Raw genomic sequence first — 25,701 nt, 5'->3', positions numbered from 1 at the left:
TGCGTCGTCGGCTACGATCGCCGCTTCCTTTTCGGACGGGGCTGCGCAGCATCCGCGCGGGGTTCTCTCTGGGCATAGACCCGCAGCGTGTAGCCGATGTGAGCGGTCATCAGAGTTTTCGCACGTTCGACGTCGCGATCGAGGGCCGCTTCCATCAGGGCGGTATGGTGTTCGATCGCCACGGCGTCGCGCAGGGCCGCCACGGCCTTCCGGTGTCCGTCCGTGCGGCCGGCGGCGGCGCGCAGCGTCGGGGCCAGACCCAGAAAGCGGTGATGGCGATGCAATTGGTCGGAAATCGTTGCATTGAAGCGCAGCAGCCAGCTGGATGTCGCGGCACTGAGCAGCGCCGCATGGAAGGCATCGTGTTTTTCGTACCACGCGTCGACCGCATCATCCGATGGATCGTCGAGAACAGACCCGCACCGTGAGAGACGATAGTGGGCGGCAACGACCGCGTCTTCCCACTCACGGTCGCCCTTCTCGATCGATTCCACCAGCAGGGGCAGTTCGACCACCAGCCGCGCACGTGCCAAATCCTCGAGCTCCGCCCGAGAGACGGGAGCGACCGCAAACCCGCGGTTGCTGATGGCGGTCACAAGCCGTTCCGCCTCCAGCCGCGACAGCGCCTCGCGCAACGGCGTCCAGCCGATGCCGTAGGTGTTGCGCAGCGTGCTCAGCTTCAACGGCGCGGCAGGCGCCAGCCGGGTCGCAAGAATATCGCGCCTGAGCAGGCGATAGGCCACTTCCGTCTTCGAGGTCTGCTCGTCATCCAGCATCGTGATCCATCAGACATAAACGCTCGGGCGGATCATTATATATCAAAGCCTTTCAATGGGTGAATTATATATAATGTTTGACAGTTCAAGGGCGACCACTCAAGATCGCCGGCATGTTTGGGCGGCAGGCTCCGCCGCGCGCGTTTGTCCATGGAGGGGCGCCGGATCATGAGCACGACACCCGATCTCGCTACAATCGAAGCAATGGATGCCGCCGATCCGCTGCGCTCCATGCGTGAACGCTTTGTCTTGCCGCAAGGCGTGATTTATCTCGACGGCAATTCCCTGGGCGCCGCGTCAGCGGTCGTCTTCAGCGAACTGCAGCAGGCCGCCACGCAGGAATGGGCGCACGACCTCATTCGCGCCTGGAACACCGCCGGCTGGTTCAACATGCCGGTGGAACTCGGAGATCAGCTCGGGCGACTGATCGGCGCGGCTGATGGGCAGACGGTGGTCTGCGACACAACCTCGATCAACATCTACAAGCTGCTGCACGCAGCGCTCGGCATGCGGCCGGATCGGTCGGTCATCGTTGCCGAGGGCGACAGTTTCCCGACCGACCTCTACATGGCCGAAGGCGTCGCCTCGACCCGGCCGGGAACGCGGCTGCGGCTGGAGGGCGTCGACGCGGCCGCAATCGAGGAGCTGATCGACGACAGCGTTGCCGTCATCCTGGTCAACCACGTCAACTACAAATCCGGCCAGTTGCGCGACATGGCGGCGCTGACGCGCAAGGCACATGACGCCGGCGCGCTGATCATCTGGGATCTCTGCCACACGGCCGGCGCCTTGCCGGTCGAACTTGACCGTGCCAATGCCGATTTCGCCGTCGGCTGCACCTACAAATACCTCAATGGCGGCCCGGGCTCGCCAGCCTTCATCTACGCGGCCGAGCGCCACCATGACGATGCCCACCAGCCGCTCAGCGGCTGGTGGGGCCATGCGCGGCCCTTTGCCTTCGAGCAGGGCTTTGCCGTCGGCAGCGGCATTCGCCGCTTCCTGTGCGGAACGCAGCCGGTGCTGTCGATGCGGGCGCTCAAGGGCGCGCTCGATATCTGGAACGACGTCGATATGGCGGCGGTGCGCAGAAAAAGCATCGCGCTGACCGACCTGTTTATCCAGCTCGTCGAAGCCAGATGCGGCGCCTACCGGCTTGAACTGGAAAGTCCTCGCGACGGCAGCCAGCGCGGCAGCCAGGTGTCGTTCCTCCATCCGCATGGCTATCAGGTGATGCGCGCGCTGATCGAGCGCGGCGTGATCGGCGATTTCCGGGCGCCGTCGACCATCCGTTTCGGCTTCACGCCGCTCTATGTCGGATATGGCGATGTCTGGCAGGCGGTCGAAGTCCTGGAGGATATTCTGCGCACCGGCGCCTGGCAGGACGCCCGCTTCGCGGTGAAGACCGCGGTTACGTGAGAAACCAGAGCAATTTCAGGAAAAGTGTGAAGCGGTTTTCCGTCCGAAATTGCGTCAATCAAAGAGCTAGAGCATTTCGCCGTTTCCGTTAAACGGTGAAATGCTCTAGAGCCGGGTGCGGACCGTCCAGAGCTCCGGAAACAGCACGACCTCCAGCATCTTCTTCAGATAGGAGGCGCCTGAGGTGCCGCCGGTGCCGCGCTTCAAGCCGATGATGCGCTCGACCGTTGTGACGTGGTTGAAGCGCCAGCGGCGGAAGTAATCCTCGAAGTCGACCAGCTTCTCGGCCAGTTCGTAGAGCATCCAGTAGCGCTGCGGGTCGCGGTAGACGGTTTGCCAGGCAGCCAGCACGTCTTCGTTCTCACCGCGCGTCTCGCGCCAGTCCGTGCGCCCGGCATCGGCGCCGATGTCGAAGCCATTGCGCGCCAAAAGCAGAAGCGCCTCGTCGTAGAGCGACGGCGTGGCCAGGATCGCTTCCAGCCTGTCCGTAAGGTCGCGCCGGTGCTTGTGCGGCCCGAGCATGGCTAGGTTGCGGTTGCCGGCCATGAACTCGATGGCGCGGTACTGCCAGGACTGGAAGCCCGAGGATTGGCCGAGCGCGTCGCGAAACTCGGTGTATTCGCTGGGCGTCATCGTGCGCAGCACGTCCCAGGCATTGTTGAGCTGCTCGAAGATGCGCGCGACACGCGACAGCATCTTGAAGCTCGGTTCGAGGCGGTCGGCGCGGATCGAGAGGATCGCGGCGCCGATCTCGTGGAGGGCCAGTTTCATCCACAATTCGGATGTCTGATGCTGGATGATGAACAGCATCTCGTCATGGGCAGAAGACAGCGGCGCCTGCGTATCGAGCACCTTGTCCAGCTGCAGATAGTCGCTGTAGGACATCCGCTCCTTGAACGACATCTGCGCGCCATCGGACGCCGGATCGTGCGGCTTAATCAATTGATCTTCTCCGCGCGCAACCGGAAGCGCTGGATCTTGCCGGTCTGGGTTTTGGGCAAGGCGTCGATGAACTTCACCGAACGCGGATATTTGTAGGGCGCGATCGTTGCCTTGACGTGGTTCTGCAGGCGTTTGACGGTCAATGCGTCCGGCGAAACACCTTGCACAAGCACGATATGCGCCTCGACGATCTGGCCGCGTTCACCGTCCTCGGCGCCGGTCACCGCGCATTCGGCGACGTCGGGATGCGAGAGCAGCGCCGCTTCGACCTCGGGGCCGGCGATGTTGTAGCCGGCGCTGACGATCATGTCGTCGGAACGCGCGGCGAAGTGGAAGAAGCCATCCTCGTCCTGCGTGAACGTATCGCCGGTGAGATTCCAGCCGTCGCGGACATAGTCCTTTTGCCTGGCATCGGCCATGTAGCGGCAGCCGGTCGGGCCGCGCACCGCCAGCCGGCCAGTAGAGCCGCGCGGCAACTCCCGCATCTCGTCATCGACGATGCGTGCCTGATAGCCGCCGACGGGTTTGCCGGTGGAGGCCGGCTTCATGTCGTCGAAGCGGTTGGAGATGAAGATATGCAGCATCTCGGTGGCGCCGATCCCATCGAGGATCGGCTTGCCGGTCTTCTCAGTCCATTCCTCGAAGACAGGCGCCGGCAGCGTCTCGCCCGCCGAAACCGCGACGCGCAGCGAGGACAAGTCAGCGCCTTGATCCATGGCCTTGAGCATGGCCCGATAGGCGGTTGGAGCGGTGAAGGAAATGGTCGCTTTGTAGGTCTCGATGATGTGGATCATGTTGGGTGGCGTCGCCTGTTCCAGCAGCGTCGCCGCGGCGCCGAAGCGCAGCGGGAAGATGGCGAGCCCGCCAAGACCGAAGGTAAAGGCAAGGGGCGGGGAGCCGACGAAGATGTCGTCGGGCGTCACCTCCAGGATTTCGCGGGCATAGGCGTCGGCGACGATCAGCAGGTCGCGGTGGAAATGCATCGTCGCCTTCGGCACGCCGGTGGTGCCGGAGGTGAAGCCGAGCAGCGCGACATCGTCGCGGCCGGTGTTGACGGCAGTGAAGGTGACCGGCTTGTCGAGGGCGGCTCGGTCGAGTTCCGCGTCATGGTTGGCCGTGCCGTCGAAGCCAATGACCTGCTTGAGATACGCATTGCCCTTGGCGCAGGCGGTCATCTCGTCCATCAGCCTTGTATCGCAAAGCGCAACCGTGATTTCCGCCTTGTCGACGATCTTGGCGAGTTCGCCGGCGCGCAGCATCGGCATGGTGTTGACGACCACCGCGCCAACCTTGGTGGCGGCCAGCCAGCAGGCGACCATGGCCGGGTTGTTGGCCGAGCGGATCAGCACCCGGTTGCCCGGCTTGACGCCATAATTCTCGACCAGGGCATGGGCGAGCCTGTTGGTCCAGTCGGACAGTTCCTTGTAGGTGCGGCGGCGGCCATTGCCGATCAGCGCGGTGTGGTCGCCGAACCCTTTTTCGACCAGCCTGTCGGTCAATTCGACGCCGGCATTTATGTGGTCGGGATAGTCGAAGCCGTCGAGCAAAAACTCCGGCCATTGCTCCGGCGGCGGCAGGTTGTCGCGCGTGAATGTGTCGATATGTGCTGATGGCCCAAGCATTTTCGGCTGCCCCTGTCTGCCTCGCGCCCATGGCTGAACAAGGCGCAGGATCGCACCAGTCGAAATTTGTTTCAAGCCTAAAATGTTTTTAGGTCGCAGCATTGACGCCGCCCTGTTCGGCGGCCATTCCTGTCGACTGAACTGAAGCCATCCGGGAGGGATGCAGATGCTCCAACATCGTGTCGCCGATTGGGACAATGCCTACGCCAACGGCGACAACATTGCCGGCAGCAATCGCTGGCCGGCCGCGTGGGACACACCGGCACAGGCTTTTCGCGACACAATGTCGGCGTCCGGTCGGGCCAAGCTCGACATCGCCTATGGCCACAGCCCGCGCAACAGGCTCGATCTGTTCCTTCCCGATGTCATGCCCAAAGGGCTCGTCGTCTTCATCCATGGCGGTTACTGGAAGGCGTTCGACAACAAGCCATGGTCGCATCTGGCCAACGGCGCGGTTGCCAATGGCTTTGCCGTGGCAATGCCGACTTACACGCTTTGTCCCGACATACGCATTTCCGGCATCGTTAGGGAAATCGCGGCGGCGATCGGCAAGGCGGCGACGATGGTCGGCGGGCCGGTGATCCTGACCGGGCATTCCGCCGGCGGCCATCTCGCCTCCAGGATGGTGACGACAACGACGCCTCTGGCCGCCGATGTGGCCGGCCGCATACGCAATGTCGTCTCGATCTCCGGGGTTCATGATCTGCGGCCGATCATGCGGACGGGGATGAACGCGACACTGGCCATCGATGAAGCGGAAGCACTGGCCGAAAGCCCTGTTCTGCTGCGCCCCATGCAGGGCGCGCGCATCACCTGCTGGGCCGGCGGCGGCGAGCGGGCGGAGTTCCTGCGCCAGAATGCGCTGCTTGCCAACATCTGGATCGGCCTCGGCGCCACGACCAGCACAGTGGTCGAGCCGGACCGGCATCATTTCAGCATCGTCGACGGGCTTGCCGATCCGACACATCCGCTGACGCGGACATTGCTGGCGTAGTAACAAACGGTTTATCTGTTAGATTTAAAGGCTTAAATGCGCGACCCTCAGCGCAACATCAGAACGCTGCAAGCAGCGCCTGCTTCTGCCGCCGGAGCGAAGGGCTCGCGCACGATCAGGCCGTTGGCGTCGGCCAGCATTCTCAGCATCGAGGAATCCTGGATGCCAAACGGCGTCGCCACCAATGCGCCGGCTTCTTCCCGGACCACGGCGCGCACATAGTCTTGCCTTAGATCATTGGCCGGCATCGCGGCGCCAAGCTGAGCCTGGCGGATGTCCTGCCGGTGGGGACGGCCGCCGAGCTGCGCCAATAACGGCTTCAGGAACAATTGCGAGCAGACCAGGCTCGCCACCGGATTGCCGGGCAGGCCGATGCACCTGATATCGCCGAGCCGCCCGAACATCAGCGGCTTGCCCGGGCGCATGGCGAGCTTCCAGAAGTCGAGCTTCATGCCTTCGCCGGTCAGCACGTCATGGACGAGATCATGGTCGCCGACCGAAGCGCCGCCCAGCGTGACGATGACGTCGGCTTTCGCAGCGACCGCCTTTTTCACCAGTGCCGCAATCGCCTCCTTGCGGTCGGCAGCGATGCCGAGATCGAGGGCGCGGGCGCCGACCGACTGCGCCACAGCAGCGACGCCATAGGCGTTGGACGAGATGATCTGGTCGGGGCCAAGTTCGCTGCCCGGTGGCAGCAATTCGTCGCCGGTGGCGATGATGGCGACCAGCGGCCGTTGCACCACGTTCAGCCGGGAATGATTGGCTGACGCCGCCAGGGACAATGCAGCCGGATCGAGCACGCGGCCTTTTTCCAGCAGCACGTCGCCTTGGGCAAAATCCAGTCCAAGGCGGCGGATGTTACGGTTCTTCGCCGTCGGTTCGGTGACCTCGATCCGGCCACCGCCGAGATCGCGGACATTCTCCTGGATGACGATGGTGTCTGCGCCTTCCGGCAGCGGCGCGCCGGTGAAGATGCGCACAGCTTCCGCCTTACCTACAGCGCCGTCAAAGCCTCGCCCTGCAGGCGCCTTGCCGATCACCGAAAGCCTCGCCGGGAGGGTCGCCACATCCCGCGCCCGTGCGGCATAGCCGTCCATGGCAGATGCATTGAAAGGCGGCTGGGTACGCAGCGCCACGACCGGCTCCGCCAGCACCCGGCCGGCCGAATCCGCCAGCGCGACGCTTTCACCGGGCAACGCCACAGCGCCGTCGAGTAGGCGTTGAAGCGCCTCGGCGACCGGAACCAGCGCCATTTACGAACCCGCCTTGTAGTCGCCGGACTTGCCGCCGGTCTTTTCCACCAGCTTTATACCGGAAATCACCATGGCGCGGTCGACCGCCTTGGCCATGTCGTAAATGGTCAGGCACGCGACAGATGCCGCGGTCAGCGCCTCCATCTCGACCCCGGTCTTGCCGGTGACGCGGGCGAGCGCGGTGACCCTGAGGCCGGGCAGCGTGGTGTCCGGTTCGATGTCGACCGACACCTTGGTCAAAAGCAGCGGATGGCAGAGTGGGATCAGCTCATGCGTTTTCTTGGCAGCCATGATGCCGGCAATGCGCGCGGTACCCAGCACATCGCCCTTCTTGGCGTCGCCGTCGAGGATCATCTTCAGGGTTTCGGCCCGCATCGAGACAAAGCCCTCGGCGACCGCCGTGCGCGTCGTCTCCGCCTTCTCGCCGACATCGACCATGTTGGCCTCGCCCTTGGCGCCGAGATGGGTGAGGGCGGCTGCCATCCTCAGATGGCCTCTGCTTTCGCCTTGCCTGTCAAAAGCAGCCGCGTTGCCGCAGCGACATCCTCTTGCCGCATCAGGCTCTCGCCGACGAGGAAGGTGCTGATGCCGGTCTTTTGCATCCTGAAGCAATCGTCGTGGGTGAAAATTCCGCTCTCGCTGACCAGCAATCGGCCGCCCGGCACCATCGATGCCAGCCGTTCCGAGGTCTCGAGGCTGGTCTCGAATGTTCTGAGATTGCGGTTGTTGATGCCGATCAGCTGCGACGAGAGTTTTACCGCGCGCTGCGTCTCGGCCTCGTCATGCACCTCGATCAGCGCGTCCATGCCGAGTTCGAACGCGGTCGCTTCCAATTCGCTCGCCAAGGCATCATCGACGCTGGCCATGATGATCAGGATGGCATCGGCGCCCCATGCGCGAGCCTCGTAGACCTGGTAAGGGTCGAACAGGAAATCCTTGCGCAGCGCGGGCAGGGACACTGCCTTCCGTGCATTGGTGAGAAATTCCGGCGCGCCCTGGAAGGATGGCGCATCGGTCAGCACCGAAAGACAGGCGGCACCGCCTTTCTCATAGGCCTGCGCCAGTGCGGGCGGGTCGAAATCGGCACGGATCAAGCCTTTGGATGGGCTTGCCTTTTTGATCTCGGCGATCAGGCCGAAGCTGCCCGATCTGCGCTTCGCCTCAAGCGCCCTCCGAAAGCCACGCGGTGCGTCGGCATCCTTGGCTCGCGCCTTGATCTCGGCCAACGGTATCCGCGCCTTCGCCGCCGCGATCTCGTCGCGCTTGTAGGCCTCGATCTTGCGCAGAATGTCAGCCACGGCTCATCCGTTCGAAATCTCGACCAGCCTGTCGAGCACGCCCAGCGCCCGGCCGCTGTCGATGGCCTGTGTGGCCGCGGCCATGCCGTCGGCAAGCGTCGTCGCCTTGCCGGCCACCACCATGCCGGCGCCGGCGTTCATCAGCACCGTATCGCGATAGGCCCCGGCAGCACCTCTCAGCATGTCGCGCAACGCCGTGGCATTGTAGGCGGCGTCGCCGCCGCGCAACTCGTCCTTGGTGTGGCGCTGCAGGCCGACGGCTTCCGGGGTGAGCGTGAAATGGCGGATCTCGCCGCCGGCCAGTTCCGCCACCTGCGTTTCGCCGGTGGTGGTGATTTCGTCATAGCCATCCCCATGGACCACCCAGGCATGCTCGGTGCCCAACGCCTTCAATGTCTCGGCCACCGGCACGATCCATTCCGGCAGGAACACGCCGACCATCTGCCTGCTGACGCCAGCCGGATTGGACAGCGGTCCGAGCAGGTTGAAGATGGTACGCGTGCCGAGCTCGACGCGGGTCGGGCCGACATGCTTCATCGCAGGGTGGTGCGCCGGCGCGAACATGAAGCCGACGCCGGCCTCCTGGATGCAGCGGCCGATCACCTCTGGCAGGATATCGATCTTGACGCCGAGCGCGACCAGCACATCGGCAGCGCCCGTCAGCGACGACAGGCCGCGATTGCCGTGCTTGGCGACCGGCACGCCGCAGCCGGCAATGACGAAGGCCGAAGCGGTCGAGATGTTGACTGAATGCGAATTGTCGCCGCCCGTGCCGACAATGTCGATGGCGCCCTCAGGAGCTTCGACGCGCAGCATCTTGGCACGCATGGTGGCGACGGCGCCGGAAATCTCGCTCACGGTCTCCCCGCGCACGCGCAACGCCATCAGGAAGCCGCCGATCTGGCCCGGCGTCGCGTCGCCAGACATGATGATGTCGAAAGCTTCGCGCGCTTCCTCGAAGGTAAGCCCGGTTCCCGTGGCGACCTTGGCGATATGGGTCTTCAGGGCGCTCATTGGGCCAAGACGTTCATTGGGCTAAGGCCATTCATTGGGCGAGGGCTTGGGAAACGGCGGCCTGGTCGACGCTGACGGCGTACTGCGTCTGCAACTGCGCCACCAGCTGGTCGAGCAGATCGTCGGACATGCCTTGCGTGAAGGATTTTTGCGCATCGTCGGGTACCGAGCTGGCGTCGGCTCCGGCCGGCTCGAACACTTCGGCGACCTTGAACAGGATCTGGCCGTCGCCGGTGGGCGAGGGGATCAGCCCGGTGCCGCCTTCGCCGACCCCGAACATCGCAGCAGCACCCTCCTTGCCGAAATCGACATCGTCGGCCTCGCGCTTCACGCCGCGCTTGGTCTGCTTTTCAAGCTTCAGTTCGCCGGCGATGACGTCGAGTGTGGTGCCAGCTTTGAGGCGCTTGTCGAGTTCGTCTGCTTTCGCGGTCAGCCGCTTGGTCGTTTCCTCTGTCGTCCAGTCCGCCACCACGCGCTGGCGGACTTCGTCCAGCGTGCGGTCGCGAGCCGGCGTGATCGATGTCAGTTCATAGAACACGAAGCCGTTGTTAGGCGTGGTCAGGGCTTGATTCTCGGTGTTGGGCTCGGCCTCGAACACCGCCTTGATCAGGTCCGGCGATGCCGGCAGGTCCTTGATGATGGTGCCGTCCGGCTTGAGGCCGGTGCGGTCTATGGCCTCGACGGTGACGTCCTTGAGCTTCAGTTTGGCGGCGGCTTCGGCCAGCGTGCTGCCGGCGGCGCGGGTGTCTTCGTAGTTGTCGTGCACGTCGAGCAGGATGCGGCTTGCTTCGCCGAGCGCCAGATCCTTTCGGATCTGGTCTGACACTTCCGCCAGCGGCTTCACCGTTTCCGGTTTGATCTCGGTGACGCGCAAAAGCACCGGACCGAACGCGCCCTGGACGACCGGGCTGACTTCGTTGACGGCAAGCGCGAATGCGGCATCGGCGACCGCCTTGTCGGTGATCTTATCCTTGGAGAGCGTGCCGAGCAGCGTGTCGGCCGGGGTCTTGCCCTGCGCGGTGACGATCTTGTCGAAAGTGGCGCCCGTCTTCAGCGAATCGGATGCCGCCTTGGCGGCGTCCGCGGAAGGGAACACCAGCTGTTCGATGGTGCGCATTTCCGGCGTGGTGTAGCGGCCCTTGTTCTTGTTGTAGTCGTCGCTGACCTGCTGGTCCGTTACGGCGCTGACATCCATGATGTCTTCGGGCTCGAGCCGGACATAGGAGAATTTGCGGTATTCTGGCGCCGCGTAGGTTTTCTTGTTGGCCTCGAAATAAGCCTGAAGCACGCTGTCGGATGGCGCCTCGATGGGCTCCACCAACGCCTTTGGCAAGATCAGATAGTCGATGGTGCGGTCTTCGCCCCGATAGAGCGCAACTGCCTTGAAGAAGGTGTCCGGAGCCTTGAGGCCGTCCGAAACCGCTTCGACGATCTGCTGGCGCACCGCCACCTGAGCCCGGTTCTTCAGATAATCCTCCGGCCGCATTCCCAGTTCGCGCAGCCGGGATTCGAACAGCCGGCGGTCGAACTGGCCATTCGGGCCTTGGAAGGCGGGTTCCTGCCGCGTCAGTTCGGCCAGCCTGTCCTTGGAGAAGCCAAGCCCGAGCTTGCGCGCCTGTTCGTCAAGGACGGCGCCGGACACCAACTGAGCCAGCACCTGGTTGTCGATGCCATAGGCCTTGGCCTGGTCGCGGCTGATGCGCTGGCCGATCTGCTGCTGGAGCATGGCGATCTGGCGATCGTAGGCGAGGCGGTACTCGGTGATCGACACGGTGGTGCTGCCGGCGGTGATCACCGCATGATGGCCAGCCAGGAAGCCGCCCGTCATCCGCGTGGTGACGCCCCAGGCAAGGAAACTCAACACCAGCAGCGACAGCAGGGCTTTCGCGACCCAGGTCCCTGCCGCGCTTCTCAATATACCAAGCATTGTTACTTCCGATTTTTGCGCAGTTTTGCGTGCGCCCGAGTCTGAAACAAGCGCAATAGCGCCCTTCCGGCTCACTGTCGATTGCTTTGTGGCCTGATTTTGATAGGGAGGGCGAGACCCCAATGTCGCCCGGAGAACCAGATCCCCATGACGCCAGGAATTCGACCGCTCGTTGCCGGCAACTGGAAAATGAACGGCACCAGCGCTTCGCTGAACGAGCTCAGGATGATCGGCAACGGCTTCATGAGCGGGCTCGACGCAGAGACCGAAGCATTGGTCTGCGTGCCGGCGACCTTACTGTCGCGCGCCGTCGAAATCCTGTCGCGCACGCCGGTGCGGGCCGGTGGCGAGGACTGCCACATCAAGGAAAGCGGCGCCTTCACCGGCTGCGTCTCAGCCGAGATGCTGAAGGATGCGGGCGCCAGCCACGTCATTGTCGGCCATTCCGAGTGCCGCGAACAGCGCAGCGAGGACGATGCCATCGTCCTCGCCAAGGCCTCGGCGGCGTGGCGGGCAGGGCTCGTCGCCATCATCTGCATCGGCGAGACCAAGGCCGAGCGCGAAGCGGGCACAGCACTCGACGTGTTATCGCGCCAGGTCGCCGGCTCGGTGCCACCGAGCGCAACGCCCGCCAACACCGTTATCGCCTACGAGCCGGTATGGGCTATCGGCACCGGCCTGACGCCGACCGCCGAAGACGTGGCGGAGGCGCACGCGCATATCCGCCAAATACTGGCGGAAGCGCTCGGCGCAGCCGTGGCCGGCAAGATGCGCATCCTCTATGGCGGCTCGGTCAAGGCGTCCAACGCTGTCGAACTGCTAGGCGTCAAAAACGTCGATGGCGCGCTGGTTGGCGGCGCCAGCCTGAAGGCGTCCGACTTTCTCGCCATCGCCGAGGCATACCAGAATATCTCGTAGGCCCCGGAATTTCGTTGCCGACCAGTTCGGTCATAGACTTATGAACGCAGCAGTTCGGCGGAAATCGTTGCAAAGGGCGCATTGCTTCCCATATTCCGGCCACGGGCTTGGAAATGCCGTTAAAGCATTGTATGGAGCCGCCTCCAAATCACCGGCCCTGATCGCCAGGGAGCGGCAGGGCTTGCCAGGATAAAATATGGAAACCGTACTGATCGTCATCCACCTCATGGTCGTGCTCGCCCTTGTCGGCGTGGTGCTGCTGCAACGCTCCGAAGGCGGTGGTCTCGGCATTGGCGGCGGTTCCGGTTTCATGACCGCGCGTGGCGCCGCCAATGCGCTGACGCGGGCGACGGCGATCCTGGCCGCGGCCTTCTTCGTGACGTCGCTGACACTCTCGATCGTTGCCCGCTATGGCGAAAAACCGATCGACATTCTCGACCGCGTGCCGGCCGACAGCGGCAACGGCGTGCTCAATCAGTTGCCCGGCACGACGGCGCCGACGCCGCCTTCGGGCAACACCGCACCGGCCGCGCCCGCGGCCAACGGCGCCGCCACCACGCCGCCCGCCACCACGGCCCCGGCGACGGCTCCATCTCCGGCGACGCCACCTGCAACCGATTCGGCTACGCCGCCGGCTACCAATGGCGTTACCTTGCCGGTGACACCGCAGGTTCCGAACCAGTAGTCGGTAGCGTCAGATGCCGCGATCTGTTGTTGTTTCAACACAGTCGCGGCAAATGGCACACGATCACGAAGATTCGACCGCACCCCGTGCTTGAGGCCCGTACGCCACTTCGATTATAGATTGCCCGCGGCACTTTCTGCGCCCTTGGGGGGCGCCGGGCGACGCCGTGGGCAACAAGCATTGAACGATCGGATCTTCGCCATGCAGCTTCGCAGCTTCATTTTCATGGGGTTTTGTGCCGTATTCGGCATGAGCTCCGCGGTCTTCGCCGGCACTCCGGCAATGACCTCACCGCAGGCGGTTGGCAAAACCGCTGTCATCAACGTCGCCGCCAAGAGCGATGCGACGCAGCTGAAGCTTCTCAAGAAGAAGAAAAACCCGAGCCCGGATGATCTGGCTCAGATCAGCAAGCTCGAAGACAAGATCGCCGCCGACAGGGATCTCGCCCGCGTCAAGGCGCTCGAGGCCCGCAAGCTGGCGATGCGCGATGCGGCGAAAGCCAGGGCCGATGCCCAGCGCCAGGCGTTCCTGGCAAGCAAGGGCAAGCCGGTCGTGGTTGCCGACGCCAAGCCAGGCAAGAAGACCACCAAGATCATCGCTCCGGTTGACCCGATCGCGCCGATCGAGCCGATCGAATCGGCTGAACCGCTTCCGGCCGAAGCGATGAATATCGCGCTGACCGGCAACAATGGCGAATTGCGCAGCGAGGCACCGGGCCAGAAGCCGACGAGCGGCGGACTGTTCGCCGGCCTGTTCGGCGGCACGTCCTCTGCCTCGTCGATTGCCTATCTCCCCGAAACGCGCGCGCTCGACCAGGCTCTCGCCAAGCGGCAAGCCAAGAAGCAGTTCAAGGTGAAGCCGGAATTCGTGCCGCAGGACGTCGAATTCAGCGGCTATGAGCCGGGTACGATCGTCATCGATACCAGCGCGCGCCGCCTCTACCTCGTCGAATCGGCTTTCACCGCCCGCCGCTATGCGATCGCGGTCGGCCGCGAAGGCCTGCAGTTCAAGGGCAAGGTTGCCGTTGGCGACAAGCAGGAATGGCCGCGCTGGATCCCGACGCTCGACATGCAGAAGCGCGAACCCAAGCATTATGGCCAGTACAAGGACGGCATGCCCGGCGGCGGCCAGAACCCGCTCGGCGCCCGCGCCATCTATCTCTACGACGGCAAGAAGGACACGCATCTGCGCATCCACGGCACCATCGCGCCGCAGTCGATCGGAACCAGCGCTTCCAATGGCTGCTTCCGCATGATCAACGAGCACGTCATGGACCTCTACAGCCGCGTCAGGGTCGGCACCAAGGTCGTCATCATCTGACGCTTTCACAAACCTGCCGAAAGGGCCGGCTTTTGCCGGCCCTTTTGTTTTGACCAAAACACCAGTCTCGAACCTCGGGACTATCGCGCCTTCTCTGGAAAAAGCCTCAGCGGCGGTTTTTTCTCTGGCGGAATCAATTCGGCCGCGTTAAGCGATGACTCCCATGGCGCGATATGTATTCATCACAGGCGGCGTGGTTTCCTCACTTGGAAAAGGCATCGCTGCAGCGGCCCTTGGGGCTCTCTTGCAGGCGCGAGGCTATCGCGCACGCATCAAAAAGCTCGATCCCTATCTCAATGTCGATCCCGGAACGATGTCGCCTTACCAGCATGGCGAGGTTTTCGTCACCGATGACGGCGCCGAGACCGATCTCGATCTTGGCCATTACGAGCGCTTCACCGGCCGCTCGGCCAACCAGCAAGACAACATCACCACCGGCCGCATCTACAAGAACATCATCGAGCGCGAACGGCGCGGCGACTATCTCGGTGCCACCGTGCAGGTCATTCCGCATGTCACCGATGAGATCAAGAATTTCGTGCTCGACGGCAATGACGACTATGATTTCGTGCTGTGCGAAATCGGCGGCACGGTTGGCGATATCGAGGCGATGCCGTTTCTCGAGGCGATCCGCCAGCTCGGCAACGATCTGCCGCGCAACAACGCCGTCTATGTCCACCTGACCTTGATGCCTTACATCCCCACGGCCGGCGAGCTGAAGACCAAGCCGACCCAGCATTCGGTCAAGGAACTGCGCGGCATCGGCATCGCGCCCGATATCCTGCTGGTCCGCGCCGACCGCGCCATCCCCAAGGAAGAGCGCAGAAAACTGTCGCTGTTCTGCAATGTGCGCGAAAGTGCCGTCATCCAGGCGCTCGACGTGCCCCACATCTATGACGTGCCGATGGCTTACCACAAGGAAGGGCTCGATTCGGAAGTGCTGGCCGCCTTCGGTATCGATCCGGCGCCGAAGCCGCGCATGGAGCCCTGGCAGGCCGTGTCCAACCGCATCCACAATCCGGAAGGCGAGGTAACGATCGCCATTGTCGGCAAATACACCGGCCTCAAGGATGCCTACAAATCGCTGATCGAGGCTTTGTCGCATGGCGGCATGGCCAACCGCGTCAAGGTCAAGCTCGACTGGATCGAGAGCGAGATTTTCGAGAAGGAAGACCCGACGCCGTGGCTGGAAAAGGTGCATGGCATCCTGGTGCCCGGCGGCTTCGGCGAGCGCGGCTCGGAAGGCAAGATCCTGGCGGCGAAATTCGCCCGCGAGCGCAAGGTGCCGTATTTCGGCATCTGCTTCGGTATGCAGATGGCCTGCATCGAGGCAGCGCGCTCGCTGGCCGGCGTCGAACACGCCTCGTCGACCGAATTCGGTCCGACCGACGAGCCGGTCGTCGGCCTGATGACCGAATGGCTGAAAGGCAACATGCTGGAGAAGCGCCGCGAAACGGGCGATCTCGGCGGCACCATGCGGCTTGGCGCCTATCAGGCTGAACTCGCCAAGGGTTCGAAGATCGCCGACATCTATGGCGACACCCAGATTTCCGAGCGCCATCGCCACCGCTACGAGGTCAATATCGACTACAAGGAGCGGCTGGAAGATTGCGGCCTGGTGTTTGCCGGCATGTCGCCCGACGGCGTGCTGCCGGAAACGGTCGAATACCCCGACCATCCCTGGTTCATCGGCGTCCAGTACCATCCGGAGCTGAAGAGCCGGCCGCTTGAGCCGCATCCCCTGTTCGCCAGCTTCATCTCGGCCGCGGTGGACCAGTCGCGACTGGTCTAGGGCCACGGTGAGGTTTCGCAGCTGATGCAGACCTATGTTGCGCTGCTCTACAGCATTATCCTCGGCGAAGGCCGCCGGGTCGTCATGGCCGACCTCAAGGCGATGGCTGAACAGCTTGGGCTGAAGAACCCGCGCACCCTGGTGGCGACCGGCAATCTGGTCTTCGAGACACGGGCGACCGGCATCGCCAAGCTGGAACAGCGGCTGGAAACGGCCTTCGAAAAAACCTTCGGCCGCAACGTCGTCATCATCGTGCGCACTGCCGAGGATTGGCTGAAACTTGCCGCCGGCAACCCATTCCCGGCCGACTCTGCCGAGGCAGGCGATCAGGTGGCTGTGCGGGTGATGCGCAAGCCAGCGCCAGCGGATGGTGTGGCCGCGCTCCAGGCCTATGCCGCCGAGGACGAGAAGGTGGCTTCGGTCGATGGCGACATCTGGGTCGTCTTTTCGCGCGAGCGGCCAAGCTCGCGGCTGCTCGCTGCCATGAACCACAAGCGCATGGGCATCGGCACCGCACGCAACTGGAACACGGTGCGGAGGTTGGCTGAGATGGTGGAGTAGGGAGTAGGGAGTAGGGAGTAGGGAGTAGGGAGTAGGGAGTAGGGAGTAGGGAGTAGGGAGTAGGGAGTAGGGAGTAGGGAGTAGGGGTATTATTCCCTACTGACTACTGACTACTGACTACTGACTACTCCCTATCCCTCAATTTCACGCCTTCGCCGTCCTGGCCCCTGCGCCAAGGGCGGCGGTGCGAAGGACGTAGTAGATGACCCCTGCAATGCCGACGCCGAAGAACCAGCCATAAACGCCCCACCATGCCGGCAGCAAGTTGGTGAAGTTCGGCAGGACCGAGGAGAAGATGGCGCCGATGCCGGCGGCTATGAAGGCGTTGATGTGCCAGCCGCCCTGGAAGCGGAACTCGCCATCTTCGCGGTACAGTGCCTCGACGTCGACCTCGCCCTTCCGGATCAGATAGTAGTCGACCATCATCACCCCGAAGATCGGCCCCATCGTCGCGCCGATGACGTTGACGAAAGATGCGGCACTGCCTTCCCACGGCGCGAAGGGATAGAGCACCAGCGCGATTACGGCCGCGATATAGCCGCCCTTCTTGAAGTCGATCTGCCGGGGAAAGACGTTGGAGAAGTCGAAGGCCGGCGAGACGAAGTTTGCCACCACATTGATGCCGAGCGTCGCCACGGCAAAGGTCAGGGCTGCAAGCGCTGCCAGGAACCAGCTGTCGAATTTCGCCGAGATCTGGTCGGGATGCAGAAGCACTTCGCCATACACGTCGAAGGCAGCGATGGTGGTCACGCCGGCGACCAGCGAGAACAGGATGAGATTGATCGGCAGGCCCCAGATGTTGCCCTTGCGCAGCGATGCCTTGTCTGGGGCATAGCGGGCGAAATCGCAGAAATTGAGATAGAGCGCCGAGAAATAGGTGACCCAGATCGCCGCCACCGCAAACAGCGACGTCCAGGAGCCAGGGGTTCCGGGTACGCCGGCATCCTTTGTCTTGTCGAGCAGCACATCCATCGGGATGTCGCTGGTAAAGGCAAATCTCCCGGATTTTACACAGAGATAGATCGCCAGGATCAACATCATCACCCACACCGCCGGTCCGGCCCAATCCTGGAAGCGGCGCACCGTTTCCATGCCGTTCTGGATGATCAGCAATTGCAGTGCCCAGATGACCACAAAACAGATCACTTCCAGACCCGTATGGCCGAGGAAATGCGTGTTGGCGTTGAAATCGGCGAACCATTGCGAGCGGATCAGCAACGCCACGATCGCGCCCGATGCCGCCGCCGTCTGCGCGCCGTACCAGAAGCAGGCGACGATGGCGCGCACCAGGGCCGGAATGTTGGCGCCCCAGATGCCGAAGGAGGCGCGCGCCAGCACGGGGTAGGGCACGCCGGTCTTCACGCCGGCATAGCCGACCATGTTCATCAGCGCGTAGATGATCAGCGAACCGATGCCGATGGCGATGATGAAATTGACGAAGCCGCCGCAAAACAGGAACAGGCTTGCGGCGAGATAATAGCCCCAGAGGCTGTGGACGTCCGACGTCCAGACGTTGAAGATAGAGAACGGCCCCCAGTTTCGGACTTTGGCCGGAGCCAGATCCTCATTGTATAGATCAGGTGATGCGCCTTGTATGGTCACTGCGATGTCCTCCCCTTGATGCCGCACGCGCCCTCATGCGTCGACTGCGCAGGTTATGCCTGACGCAGGGGAACCGGCAAGCAATCCATTTGCCGGCTTTGGCCTTAAAGATATTCAATGAGAACAGCGCTTATCGAGCGGCTTTTGGCGAAGGTCGGCGCAATCGCGGCGATCTTGATTCGATCTGCAGGCGGCAGCGATCAGGACGCTTTGCGATTGAGGGCAGTGATGCATCGAAATTGGCGGCAAGCCAAGCTATCGCGCAGGTGACATCATCGAGCCTGTATTGGGCCACGGTCGGCCCACGCGGCTTGACCCGGATCGAGATGCCGCCGGCCTCGTTGATCGCCTCGAAACCGTTTTCGTCGGCGGTGTCGTCGCCGAGAAAGACCGGCCGCCGTCCGGCAAAGGGCGGGATTGCCATGAAACGCCGCACGGCAGCGCCCTTGGCCGCTTCGAGCGGCATGAGTTCGACGCCGGCGTTGCCCGGGATAACCCGATAGCCCTTGGGAAGCTCGGTCAATGCCTGTTCGGCAAGATGCGTTGCCCTGGCCAGCAGATGCGGCGCCGCACGCGTATGGATGGCGAGGATCGGACCCTTGCGCTCGATATGAACAAGGCCGTCATCCAGTTCGGCTTCGATGGCGTCGGCAAGGGCAGCTATATCGGCGGGAGCATCGGCGGTAACGACCGGGCCGTCCGGCGTCAGCCGGTGTTCCAGCCCATAAAGACCCGCAACACGCAGCTTCAACGGATGAAACAGGCGGTCGGCGCCTTCGACCGAGCGGCCGGTGATAAAGGCGACAGCGCCGTCCAGCCGTTCATCGACGATGCCGAGGAGGTTGCGCAGTTCGTCGCTCACGGACACGGCGTCGGGGTGCGCCGCGTGCTCCAGCAACGTGCCGTCGATATCGAGGAAAAGCGCCCATTGTCCTTCCGGCAGGTCGGGTGCGGTTGGCAGGCCCGGTGCTTTCGACAGGCTATTCATGACGCCACCTTCCGCATGCGGTCGAACAGCGAGACGATGTTGGTGTCGGTGTTTGCGGGCCGCTCGGCGACACTTGTCGCTCTTTCGAGGTCGCCGCGTTTGCGCAGGCGCGCGGCATCGAGAAGCATGCTGCCGGCCCAGCGAAAGACATTGTTGTCGCGCACTATTTCGCGCATCGGGCGCATGCGCTCGCGTTGTTCGTCCGGTGACATGGTCAGCGCCTGCAGCAACACCTGGCTCATCATCGCCGCGTCGTAAGGATTGACGATCAGTGCTTCCAGCAGTTCGCGCGACGCGCCGGCAAACGTGCTGAGCAACAGCACGCCCTGTTCGTCGTCACGCGCGGCGACGAATTCCTTGGCTACGAGGTTCATGCCGTCATGCAGGCTGGTGACCATGCAGATGTCGGCGGCGCGATAGATCTCATAGACCTGTTGCTGCGAATGGTGCTCAGCCACCATGACCACGGGCTTGTAGCCGTCATGACCGTAGCGCTGGTTGAGCTCGTTGGCATAACGCAGGCATTCATCGTGCAATTGCTGGTAGGCCGGCAGCGTGCCGCGGCTTGGGGCAGCAATCTGCAGGAACACTACCTTGCCGATCCACTCGGGGTGGCGCGTAAACAATTCGTCCAGCGCATGGAAGCGGTCGAGGATGCCCTTGGTGTAGTCCAGGCGCTCGACGCCGACGCACAGCTTGACGTCCGCCGACAGGCCGAACCGCTCACGCAGGCGGGCGCGGCTTTCCTCGACCGGTGGCAGTTTCGCCAGGAGTTCGGCCGGCCATTCGATGGAGATGGGATAGGCGTGCACCAGGGTCGTCCGCCCGCCATACGAGATCGCGGCGTCGGCGCGCTCGATGCGGCTTTCCAGGAACCGGTCTACGCTTTCAGTGAAATTATTGGCATGAAACTGGGTGTGAAAGCCGATGATCGAGCTCCCGAGCAGTCCATCAAGAACGCGTTCGCGCCATGGGCAGATGCTGAACACTTCGGAGTTCGGCCACGGGATGTGCCAGAAGGTGATGATGATCGCCTCCGGCAGGCGCTCGCGGATCATGCGCGGCAGGAGCGCGAAATGGTAATCCTGAACCAGCACGATCGGCCGCTCATTGCGCGCCTCGGCAACCACCATATCGGCGAATTTGCGGTTGACGACCTCATAGGCCTCCCAGTCCGAGGCACGGAAGACCGGCCGGGTGAAGGCGATATGGCAGAGCGGCCAAAGCCCTTCATTGGCAAAGCCGAGATAGTAGCCCTGATATTCGTCGTCGCTCAGCCACACGCGGCGCAGCGTATAGGACGGATTGTCCGGCGGCACCTGAACCCGATCGTTGCTATCGACCGTCAGACGATCCGCCGTTCCGCCGCCATAGGCGATCCAGGTGCCGCTGCAGGCGCGGGTGATAGGCTCAAGCGCCGACACCAGGCCGCTGGCCGGCACCAGAAGCTCGACGCCGTCGTCCTTGATGTTGTGGATATAGGGTTCTCGGTTCGAGACGACGATGACCTGCGCGTCCGGCAGGTCGTCGGCAAGTATCTTGCGCAAGGTGTCGGGCGACCAGTTCACCAGCGCCGCGTCGGGAGATTGTCCATTCTTCTCGAACTCCCGCAAAACCTTGCGCGTCGCTTCCGATGCGACGTCCTCGCCGGCAGTCGGTGCAACCGTCAAGCTATGGCTACGACGTTGCCTGGAGATCGATAACAGAACGGCTAGAATCGAAAGGCCAAGGCTTGCAAGGATCAAGACCCAGAGCAGGGCCATGCCATAATCAGTCATTCCAATTCCAACTCAATTTTGGCCGTCAGGGCCTTTTTCTTCATGGTTCGATTTGAGTGTTCGCAGCCGACGATCGCCCGTGAGAACCTGTGTTTTTCGCAACGCACAAACCCTGGGTTCGGTTCCCGTTGAAGGCCGTTCAGATCATGTCCGCACGATCAGCGGAACCAGCCCTTCATGGCGATCGGCGAGAAAGGCGACGACGCGGTCGCCGACGCGCTGGAAGGTAAGATCGACCCTCTTTTCGCCGACACCCAGATGCCTGAGCGTCAGCGTATCGATGCCGATCGGCAAACGGGGTCGAGTGACGTGGATTTCGCCGTTCCAGCCGTCGATTTCCAGACCGAGGCACGCCTGCATCAGCATGAAGGCCGAGCCTGCCGACCACGCTTGCGGCAGGCAGGCGACGGGGTAGGCGATCGGCGCTTCGCCCGGCGAGCGGGTGAAACCGCAGAACAGTTCCGGCAGTCGCATGTTGAAATGCACTGCCGATTCGAACGTACCGCTCATCAGCCGCACCACGCTGTCACGCTCGCCGAACCGCGCCAGGCCGGCGCCGCACATCGCCGTGTCATGCGGCCAGATGGAACCATTGTGGTACGACATCGGGTTGAACAGCACAGCATCGTCGGAAAGCGTTCGCACCCCCCAGCCGGAGTGGAAGGAGGCCGAAAGCAACTGGTCGGCGACCATCTTAGCCCGCGCCGGTTCGGGCAGGCCGACATAGAGCAGGTGTCCGGCATTCGAGGTGCGCACCTTGCACGGCTCTCCGGCGCCGTCGATCGCCAGCGCATAGAAGCCGAGATCGTCCAGCCAGAAATCACGCTCGACGGCGATCCGCATCTCTTCGGCGCGATTTTCCCAGTGCTCGGCCTGCGCGAACTCGCCCCGGCGGCGGGCGAGAGCGGCAAGGCCCCTGAAGGCGGCGAAGACATAACCCTGCACTTCGACCAGCGCGATCGGCCCCTTGGGAATGCGCCCGTCGGCGTGGAAGACGGAGTCGAAGCTGTCCTTCCAGCCCTGGTTCGCAAGGCCGGATTCGGCAGCGCGCTGATAGGTGACGAAGCCGGTTGCGCGGCTCGCCTCTTCCGTCCACTTGGCGGCGGCGCAGAGAGACGGCCACAGGCTGGCGATGAAGTCCATGTCGCCGGTGCGTTCGGCATAGGCGCAGGCGAGGTGGATGTAGAGCGGCGTGGTATCGACGCCGCCATAGTAGCGGCCGAAAGGCAGTTCCTGCAGCGCCACCATCTCGCCCTTGCGCGTCTCGTGCATGATCTTGCCGGGCTGCGAGTCGCTGAAAGGCGATGTCTCGGTCGCCTGGTGCTGGGCGAGGAAGGCAAGCACGCCGCGCGCCAGGCCGGGGTTGAGCCATAGCATCTGCAGCGCCGAGATGACGCCGTCACGGCCGAAGGCCGTCGAAAACCAGGGGATGCCGGCATAGGGGTAGGGGCCGGTCGACAACTCGGTGGTCAGCAAGGCGACATCCGCGCGGGCGCGTTCGACCCAATCGTTGAAGACGCGACCCGAACTGTGCACCGTCGCGCCATGGCGGCGCTTGGCCCGCATGCCGAAACGGGCGCGCGCCGCGGCCGCCCGGAAGCGGTCGCGGTCGGGCGTTTCGGTCAGTTCCGCGCCGACCTCGACGTAAAGCATCTTGCTGCTGCGCTTGGTCACTGCGATGAGGAAATCCGCGCGCTCGGCGCTCAACTGGTCTGGCGGCTGCGAGAACGAGATCGCCGACACCCGCGCCAGCCCGTCCAGTCCGTCATAGCGCAGCAGCACCGAGGCAGGCGCGATCTCCGCTGCATGCGCCATTCCGCGCTTCGGCCGGGTCGAACCGCGCACCTCGAACATGTCGCGGAAATCGGCGGCAAAATGCAGCGAGACGCGGATTGCCGAATGCTCCTGGCTGTAGTTGGAAAGGGTGATGCGCTCGAACAGCCGGTCCTGCCACAACAGCCTGACGCGCTCGATATGGATGGCGCCCTGCGGGATGTCGCGGCCACCGACGCTTTGCATCGGCAAATTGGTCATATTGCTGGTGAACAGCACATTGTCCTGGCTGAGCGAGGCGCCGAGCAGCGATGTCTGCCGGCCGCCGACGGTGAGCCTGAACTCCGACAGCACCCGGGTGTCGTCACGGAAGAAACCGTCGCCCGCACCCCTGATATCGCCGTAGGCATCGGCCACGGCAAAACAGTCGCCTTGCTTTAGGGCATACAGCCGGTGCGGCTCGCGCGGCGCGGTTTCGTCCAGGGAGGCAAGGGCCACGGCAGGGTCGAGCTTGCGCTCGTCAAGTTCGGTCATCAGTCACAAATCTCTGTTTCGGGCTCGGAACGTCCGCCGTCGTTCACGACGCTTTCGATTCAGCCGGGGCGCCGATGAGACGCGCATAGGCAGTGAGATAGTCGCGCGCCATCCTGTTGGCGGAGAACCGACTTTCGAAGACGGCGCGCACCTTTCGCCGGTCGAGTTGCAGCAAGGCCGGCACCGCGGCGACCGCGGCGTCGAGAGAATCGACGACAAATCCGGTAACGCCATGGTCGATGACTTCCGGCAACGCACCGCAGTTCCAGCCGATGGTTGGCGTACCGCACGCCATCGCCTCGATCGCGGCAAGGCCGAACGGCTCGGGCCAGTCTATCGGAAACAGCAGACCAGCGGCATTGCCGAGGAATTCAGTCTTCTCACCCTCGGCGATCTCGCCGACATAGTCGATGCGGTCGCCATCGATCAACGGCTCGATCGTCTCATGGAAATAGGCGCGATCATCGTCGCCGATCTTGGCCGCCAGCTTGAGTTTCATGCCCGAGCGCAAGGCGATGTCGATGGCCCGGTCCGGGCGCTTGTCGCGCGAAAGCCGGCCGAGAAAGGCGAGGTATGGTTCGCCTGCCGCCGTCTCGAAGGTCGGCTGATAGAGACCCGTCGGCAGCCCGTGATGGATGGTGGCCAGCCAATTGGCATTCGCAAGCCCGGTCTTCTGGCTATGCGAGATCGAGATCAGCGGAAAGCGCGGAAAACGCTCATAGGCTGGCGCCAGATCGACATAATCGAGCCGGCCATGAGGCGTTGTCACCGTCTTGTCCGGCATGGTCTCGAAGAACGAGAAATGCAGGAAATGGCTGAGATGAAAATGAATGATATCAAAGTCGTGGGCTCGGTTCCTCACATCGGCAAGCATCGCAAGATGCGCCGCCGTGTCCGATTTCAGTGGACGCGGATCGAGGCGTAGCGCGCGTTCGCGACCTGGTATCAGTCTGGCCGACGTCCGGCTGTCGCCGCTGGCGAACAGCGTCACCTCATGGCCGAGTTCGACCAGCCCTTCGGTCAGATAGGAAACGATGCGCTCGGTGCCGCCATAGAGAAGGGGTGGCACCGATTCGTGCAAAGGGGCGACATGGGCTATGCGCATGGTTTGAACGTGTCCCTCAAGGCAATCACGAGAGCGAAATGCATCAGCCGGCCTAACGTTCCGGACAAAAGCGGGCGTCGGCAACCCAAGCCCACCAGCGCAGATTTTTTTGCAATAAGCGGAACAAACGCGCCATCCGCGAATTTAGTAGGGTTGGTTCGCGCTGCGGCCGACCAGGGAGAGAACAAAATGGACCGCTTGCATTTCTTTACGCCCGTGCGCATTGCGCGCGGGCAGGGACACCCCGTCGAGGAAGTCGATAGCGTTGCCGAAGCGATGGTCTTTTTGCAGAAATGGCCATTGGGACGGCGTGGGCCTGTGTATCAGTGCGCCGTGAATTGCTGCTCCGCGGCCCTGTCGGGCAGAATGTCGGCCGAAGCAGCCAGGAAGGCGTTTACGGGCTTTGCCCGCATCACCCGGCTGCTCGATGATGACATGGCCCTGCCGATGGGCGGCGAAAGCATGGCGGAAGTCCACGCGCTGAGGCGCTAGGCGCCGGTCCAGCCATTTGGCTATTGAACACCCGGGCTTTGGCGGCGCGGGCATCATCTTTTCCGCACCGGAGTATTCCGGCGCGGCCCTTCACCTCATGGGCCACACTGTGCTTTCATGCGGCGTTTCGCATGACCGGTGGGTGACGACCATCCACGGGCGGCCCGAACGTGGAGGGGTAGACAATGCCGAGACTGATCCTGGGAACACTCGGCGCTATCGTCATCGCCCTCATCTGGGCGGTCTTTGCCAGTTTGATGGGCGCGCCATCGATCGTGATCACGGTCGGCGCGGTCGCCATTGGGGCCGGCGTCTACACCTACGTCGACCGACGCTCGACTTGACGCGTCCCCGGTCTGCCGCGCGCTCGACCAATTGCACGCCGGTGTTTGACGCCCGCGGCAGTCGCGGCGGGCATTCTTCAAAGATGAGCTTGCTGGCCGCATAGAGAGCCAAGACGCAGACAGGGCGCCACACGTCGGACCGGGCTCCGCGAGAACTTGGGAGAGATCGTCAAAGATCTTTCAATCCGGCCAATGTAGATCGAAACGGCGAATCCGTGGATTTCCGGTGGAACATCGTCGCCTCGAAACACTTCGGGCGTTGCACTGCCCCATCAGTGCACGTTCCCTTGTTCTGTTGGAACTGGCCGGCTGCCGAAAGGTGGCCGGCTTTTTTGTATATTAGCGGAACCTGAAATTACGGGGCTTGTTCTGCATGCGGCAGCGAGCCCCTCGCTGCTGGTCGAGGGCCGTAACCCTTGGCCGGGCCCGCATCGCTCCGCCAGTGGTGCGGGCCCACGGCCTCCGGTTTTTCCGGGCGTCTCGACTCGCTGATCCTCACCCTGGTCCGGCTATGCATGTCACTCAAAAAAAGGCTCGGTTGTGAGACAATGACATGCACACGCGGCG

22 protein-coding genes are annotated in these 25,701 nt (G+C 63.2%); 9 read left to right on the top strand and 13 right to left on the bottom strand.

Going from position 1 to position 25,701, the window contains the following annotated elements; genetic code table 11:
• Positions 1–11 precede the first annotated feature (11 nt).
• Positions 12–776, bottom strand: coding sequence for a GntR family transcriptional regulator (locus tag NKI15_RS29380; protein WP_023684704.1), 765 nt, complete (start codon positions 774–776; stop codon positions 12–14).
• 168 nt (positions 777–944) lie between these two features.
• Here NKI15_RS29380 and kynU point away from each other — a divergent pair, with 168 nt between their 5' ends.
• On the top strand, positions 945–2,192 hold the full coding sequence (gene kynU, locus NKI15_RS29375) for a kynureninase (RefSeq protein WP_023684705.1): 1,248 nt from the start codon (positions 945–947) through the stop codon (positions 2,190–2,192).
• A gap of 105 nt (positions 2,193–2,297) precedes the next feature.
• Here the strand turns inward: kynU and kynA are convergent, their stop codons facing one another.
• The gene (gene kynA, locus NKI15_RS29370; RefSeq protein ID WP_031204220.1) at positions 2,298–3,134 is read right to left on the bottom strand and encodes a tryptophan 2,3-dioxygenase; all 837 of its coding nucleotides are present in this window, start codon (positions 3,132–3,134) and stop codon (positions 2,298–2,300) included.
• Entirely contained in the window at positions 3,131–4,756 is a 1,626-nt protein-coding gene (locus NKI15_RS29365; RefSeq protein WP_352887797.1) for an AMP-binding protein, read from the bottom strand. The genes kynA and NKI15_RS29365 overlap by 4 nt, the downstream gene beginning before the upstream one ends.
• Before the next feature lie 160 nt (positions 4,757–4,916).
• Here NKI15_RS29365 and NKI15_RS29360 point away from each other — a divergent pair, with 160 nt between their 5' ends.
• Positions 4,917–5,750, top strand: coding sequence for a hormone-sensitive lipase (locus tag NKI15_RS29360; protein WP_502898729.1), 834 nt, complete (start codon positions 4,917–4,919; stop codon positions 5,748–5,750).
• A 47-nt stretch (positions 5,751–5,797) separates the two neighbouring features.
• Here NKI15_RS29360 and NKI15_RS29355 read toward each other — a convergent pair whose 3' ends face one another.
• From NKI15_RS29355 to NKI15_RS29335, 5 genes are read right to left on the bottom strand one after another with little or no spacing between them, the layout of a single operon-like run.
• On the bottom strand, positions 5,798–7,003 hold the full coding sequence (locus NKI15_RS29355) for a molybdopterin molybdotransferase MoeA (protein ID WP_352514058.1): 1,206 nt from the start codon (positions 7,001–7,003) through the stop codon (positions 5,798–5,800).
• Complete coding sequence (gene moaC / locus NKI15_RS29350) at positions 7,004–7,486, bottom strand: cyclic pyranopterin monophosphate synthase MoaC (RefSeq protein WP_023684710.1); 483 nt, start codon at positions 7,484–7,486, stop codon at positions 7,004–7,006.
• 2 nt (positions 7,487–7,488) lie between these two features.
• Positions 7,489–8,301 carry an indole-3-glycerol phosphate synthase TrpC gene (gene trpC / locus NKI15_RS29345; protein WP_023684711.1) on the bottom strand — a complete coding sequence of 271 codons (813 nt, stop codon included), beginning with the start codon at positions 8,299–8,301 and terminating at the stop codon, positions 7,489–7,491.
• Between the two features lie 3 nt (positions 8,302–8,304).
• Positions 8,305–9,315, bottom strand: coding sequence for an anthranilate phosphoribosyltransferase (gene trpD, locus NKI15_RS29340; RefSeq protein WP_023684712.1), 1,011 nt, complete (start codon positions 9,313–9,315; stop codon positions 8,305–8,307).
• 31 nt (positions 9,316–9,346) lie between these two features.
• A complete protein-coding gene (locus NKI15_RS29335) occupies positions 9,347–11,242 on the bottom strand; it encodes a peptidylprolyl isomerase (RefSeq protein ID WP_023688560.1) in 1,896 nt (631 codons plus the stop codon).
• Positions 11,243–11,389: 147 nt separating this feature from the next.
• Between NKI15_RS29335 and tpiA the strand changes: the two genes are divergently transcribed.
• From tpiA to NKI15_RS29310, 5 genes are all read left to right on the top strand, one after another.
• Positions 11,390–12,160: a triose-phosphate isomerase gene (tpiA, locus tag NKI15_RS29330; RefSeq protein ID WP_352514057.1), complete on the top strand. Its 771-nt coding sequence runs from the start codon at positions 11,390–11,392 to the stop codon at positions 12,158–12,160.
• 196 nt (positions 12,161–12,356) lie between these two features.
• On the top strand, positions 12,357–12,845 hold the full coding sequence (gene secG, locus NKI15_RS29325) for a preprotein translocase subunit SecG (RefSeq protein ID WP_023693455.1): 489 nt from the start codon (positions 12,357–12,359) through the stop codon (positions 12,843–12,845).
• 201 nt (positions 12,846–13,046) lie between these two features.
• Positions 13,047–14,165, top strand: a complete 1,119-nt coding sequence (locus tag NKI15_RS29320) for a L,D-transpeptidase (RefSeq protein ID WP_023693456.1) — start codon at positions 13,047–13,049, stop codon at positions 14,163–14,165.
• Between the two features lie 154 nt (positions 14,166–14,319).
• Positions 14,320–15,957 carry a CTP synthase gene (gene pyrG / locus NKI15_RS29315; RefSeq protein WP_081725397.1) on the top strand — a complete coding sequence of 546 codons (1,638 nt, stop codon included), beginning with the start codon at positions 14,320–14,322 and terminating at the stop codon, positions 15,955–15,957.
• Between the two features lie 24 nt (positions 15,958–15,981).
• Positions 15,982–16,518 carry a DUF1697 domain-containing protein gene (locus tag NKI15_RS29310; RefSeq protein ID WP_023702848.1) on the top strand — a complete coding sequence of 179 codons (537 nt, stop codon included), beginning with the start codon at positions 15,982–15,984 and terminating at the stop codon, positions 16,516–16,518.
• 144 nt (positions 16,519–16,662) lie between these two features.
• On the opposite strand, the gene NKI15_RS29305 is transcribed toward NKI15_RS29310, so the two are convergent.
• The 5 genes from NKI15_RS29305 to NKI15_RS29285 form a co-directional block, all read right to left on the bottom strand.
• A complete protein-coding gene (locus NKI15_RS29305) occupies positions 16,663–18,120 on the bottom strand; it encodes an NCS1 family nucleobase:cation symporter-1 (RefSeq protein WP_023693457.1) in 1,458 nt (485 codons plus the stop codon).
• Between the two features lie 130 nt (positions 18,121–18,250).
• On the bottom strand, positions 18,251–19,108 hold the full coding sequence (gene otsB, locus NKI15_RS29300) for a trehalose-phosphatase (protein ID WP_352514056.1): 858 nt from the start codon (positions 19,106–19,108) through the stop codon (positions 18,251–18,253).
• On the bottom strand, positions 19,105–20,886 hold the full coding sequence (locus tag NKI15_RS29295; protein ID WP_023707492.1) for an alpha,alpha-trehalose-phosphate synthase (UDP-forming): 1,782 nt from the start codon (positions 20,884–20,886) through the stop codon (positions 19,105–19,107). The genes otsB and NKI15_RS29295 overlap by 4 nt, the downstream gene beginning before the upstream one ends.
• Before the next feature lie 144 nt (positions 20,887–21,030).
• Positions 21,031–23,193 (bottom strand): amylo-alpha-1,6-glucosidase, encoded by a 2,163-nt coding sequence (locus tag NKI15_RS29290; protein ID WP_352514055.1) that lies wholly within the window; start codon positions 23,191–23,193, stop codon positions 21,031–21,033.
• A gap of 43 nt (positions 23,194–23,236) precedes the next feature.
• The gene (locus NKI15_RS29285; RefSeq protein ID WP_023726636.1) at positions 23,237–24,298 is read right to left on the bottom strand and encodes a glycosyltransferase family 4 protein; all 1,062 of its coding nucleotides are present in this window, start codon (positions 24,296–24,298) and stop codon (positions 23,237–23,239) included.
• Between NKI15_RS29285 and NKI15_RS32050 the strand changes: the two genes are divergently transcribed.
• Positions 24,284–24,790 (top strand): DUF982 domain-containing protein, encoded by a 507-nt coding sequence (locus NKI15_RS32050; RefSeq protein ID WP_373432840.1) that lies wholly within the window; start codon positions 24,284–24,286, stop codon positions 24,788–24,790. The two genes, NKI15_RS29285 and NKI15_RS32050, sit on opposite strands and share 15 nt — an antisense overlap.
• A 185-nt stretch (positions 24,791–24,975) precedes the next feature.
• The gene (locus NKI15_RS29275; RefSeq protein WP_023672685.1) at positions 24,976–25,134 is read left to right on the top strand and encodes a hypothetical protein; all 159 of its coding nucleotides are present in this window, start codon (positions 24,976–24,978) and stop codon (positions 25,132–25,134) included.
• Positions 25,135–25,701 lie beyond the last annotated feature (567 nt).

The organism is Mesorhizobium sp. M0862 (assembly GCF_040319795.1).
GTDB lineage: Bacteria > Pseudomonadota > Alphaproteobacteria > Rhizobiales > Rhizobiaceae > Mesorhizobium.
The sequence above is the reverse complement of the archived record's forward strand: the minus strand, read 5'-3'. Positions and strand labels throughout refer to the sequence as shown.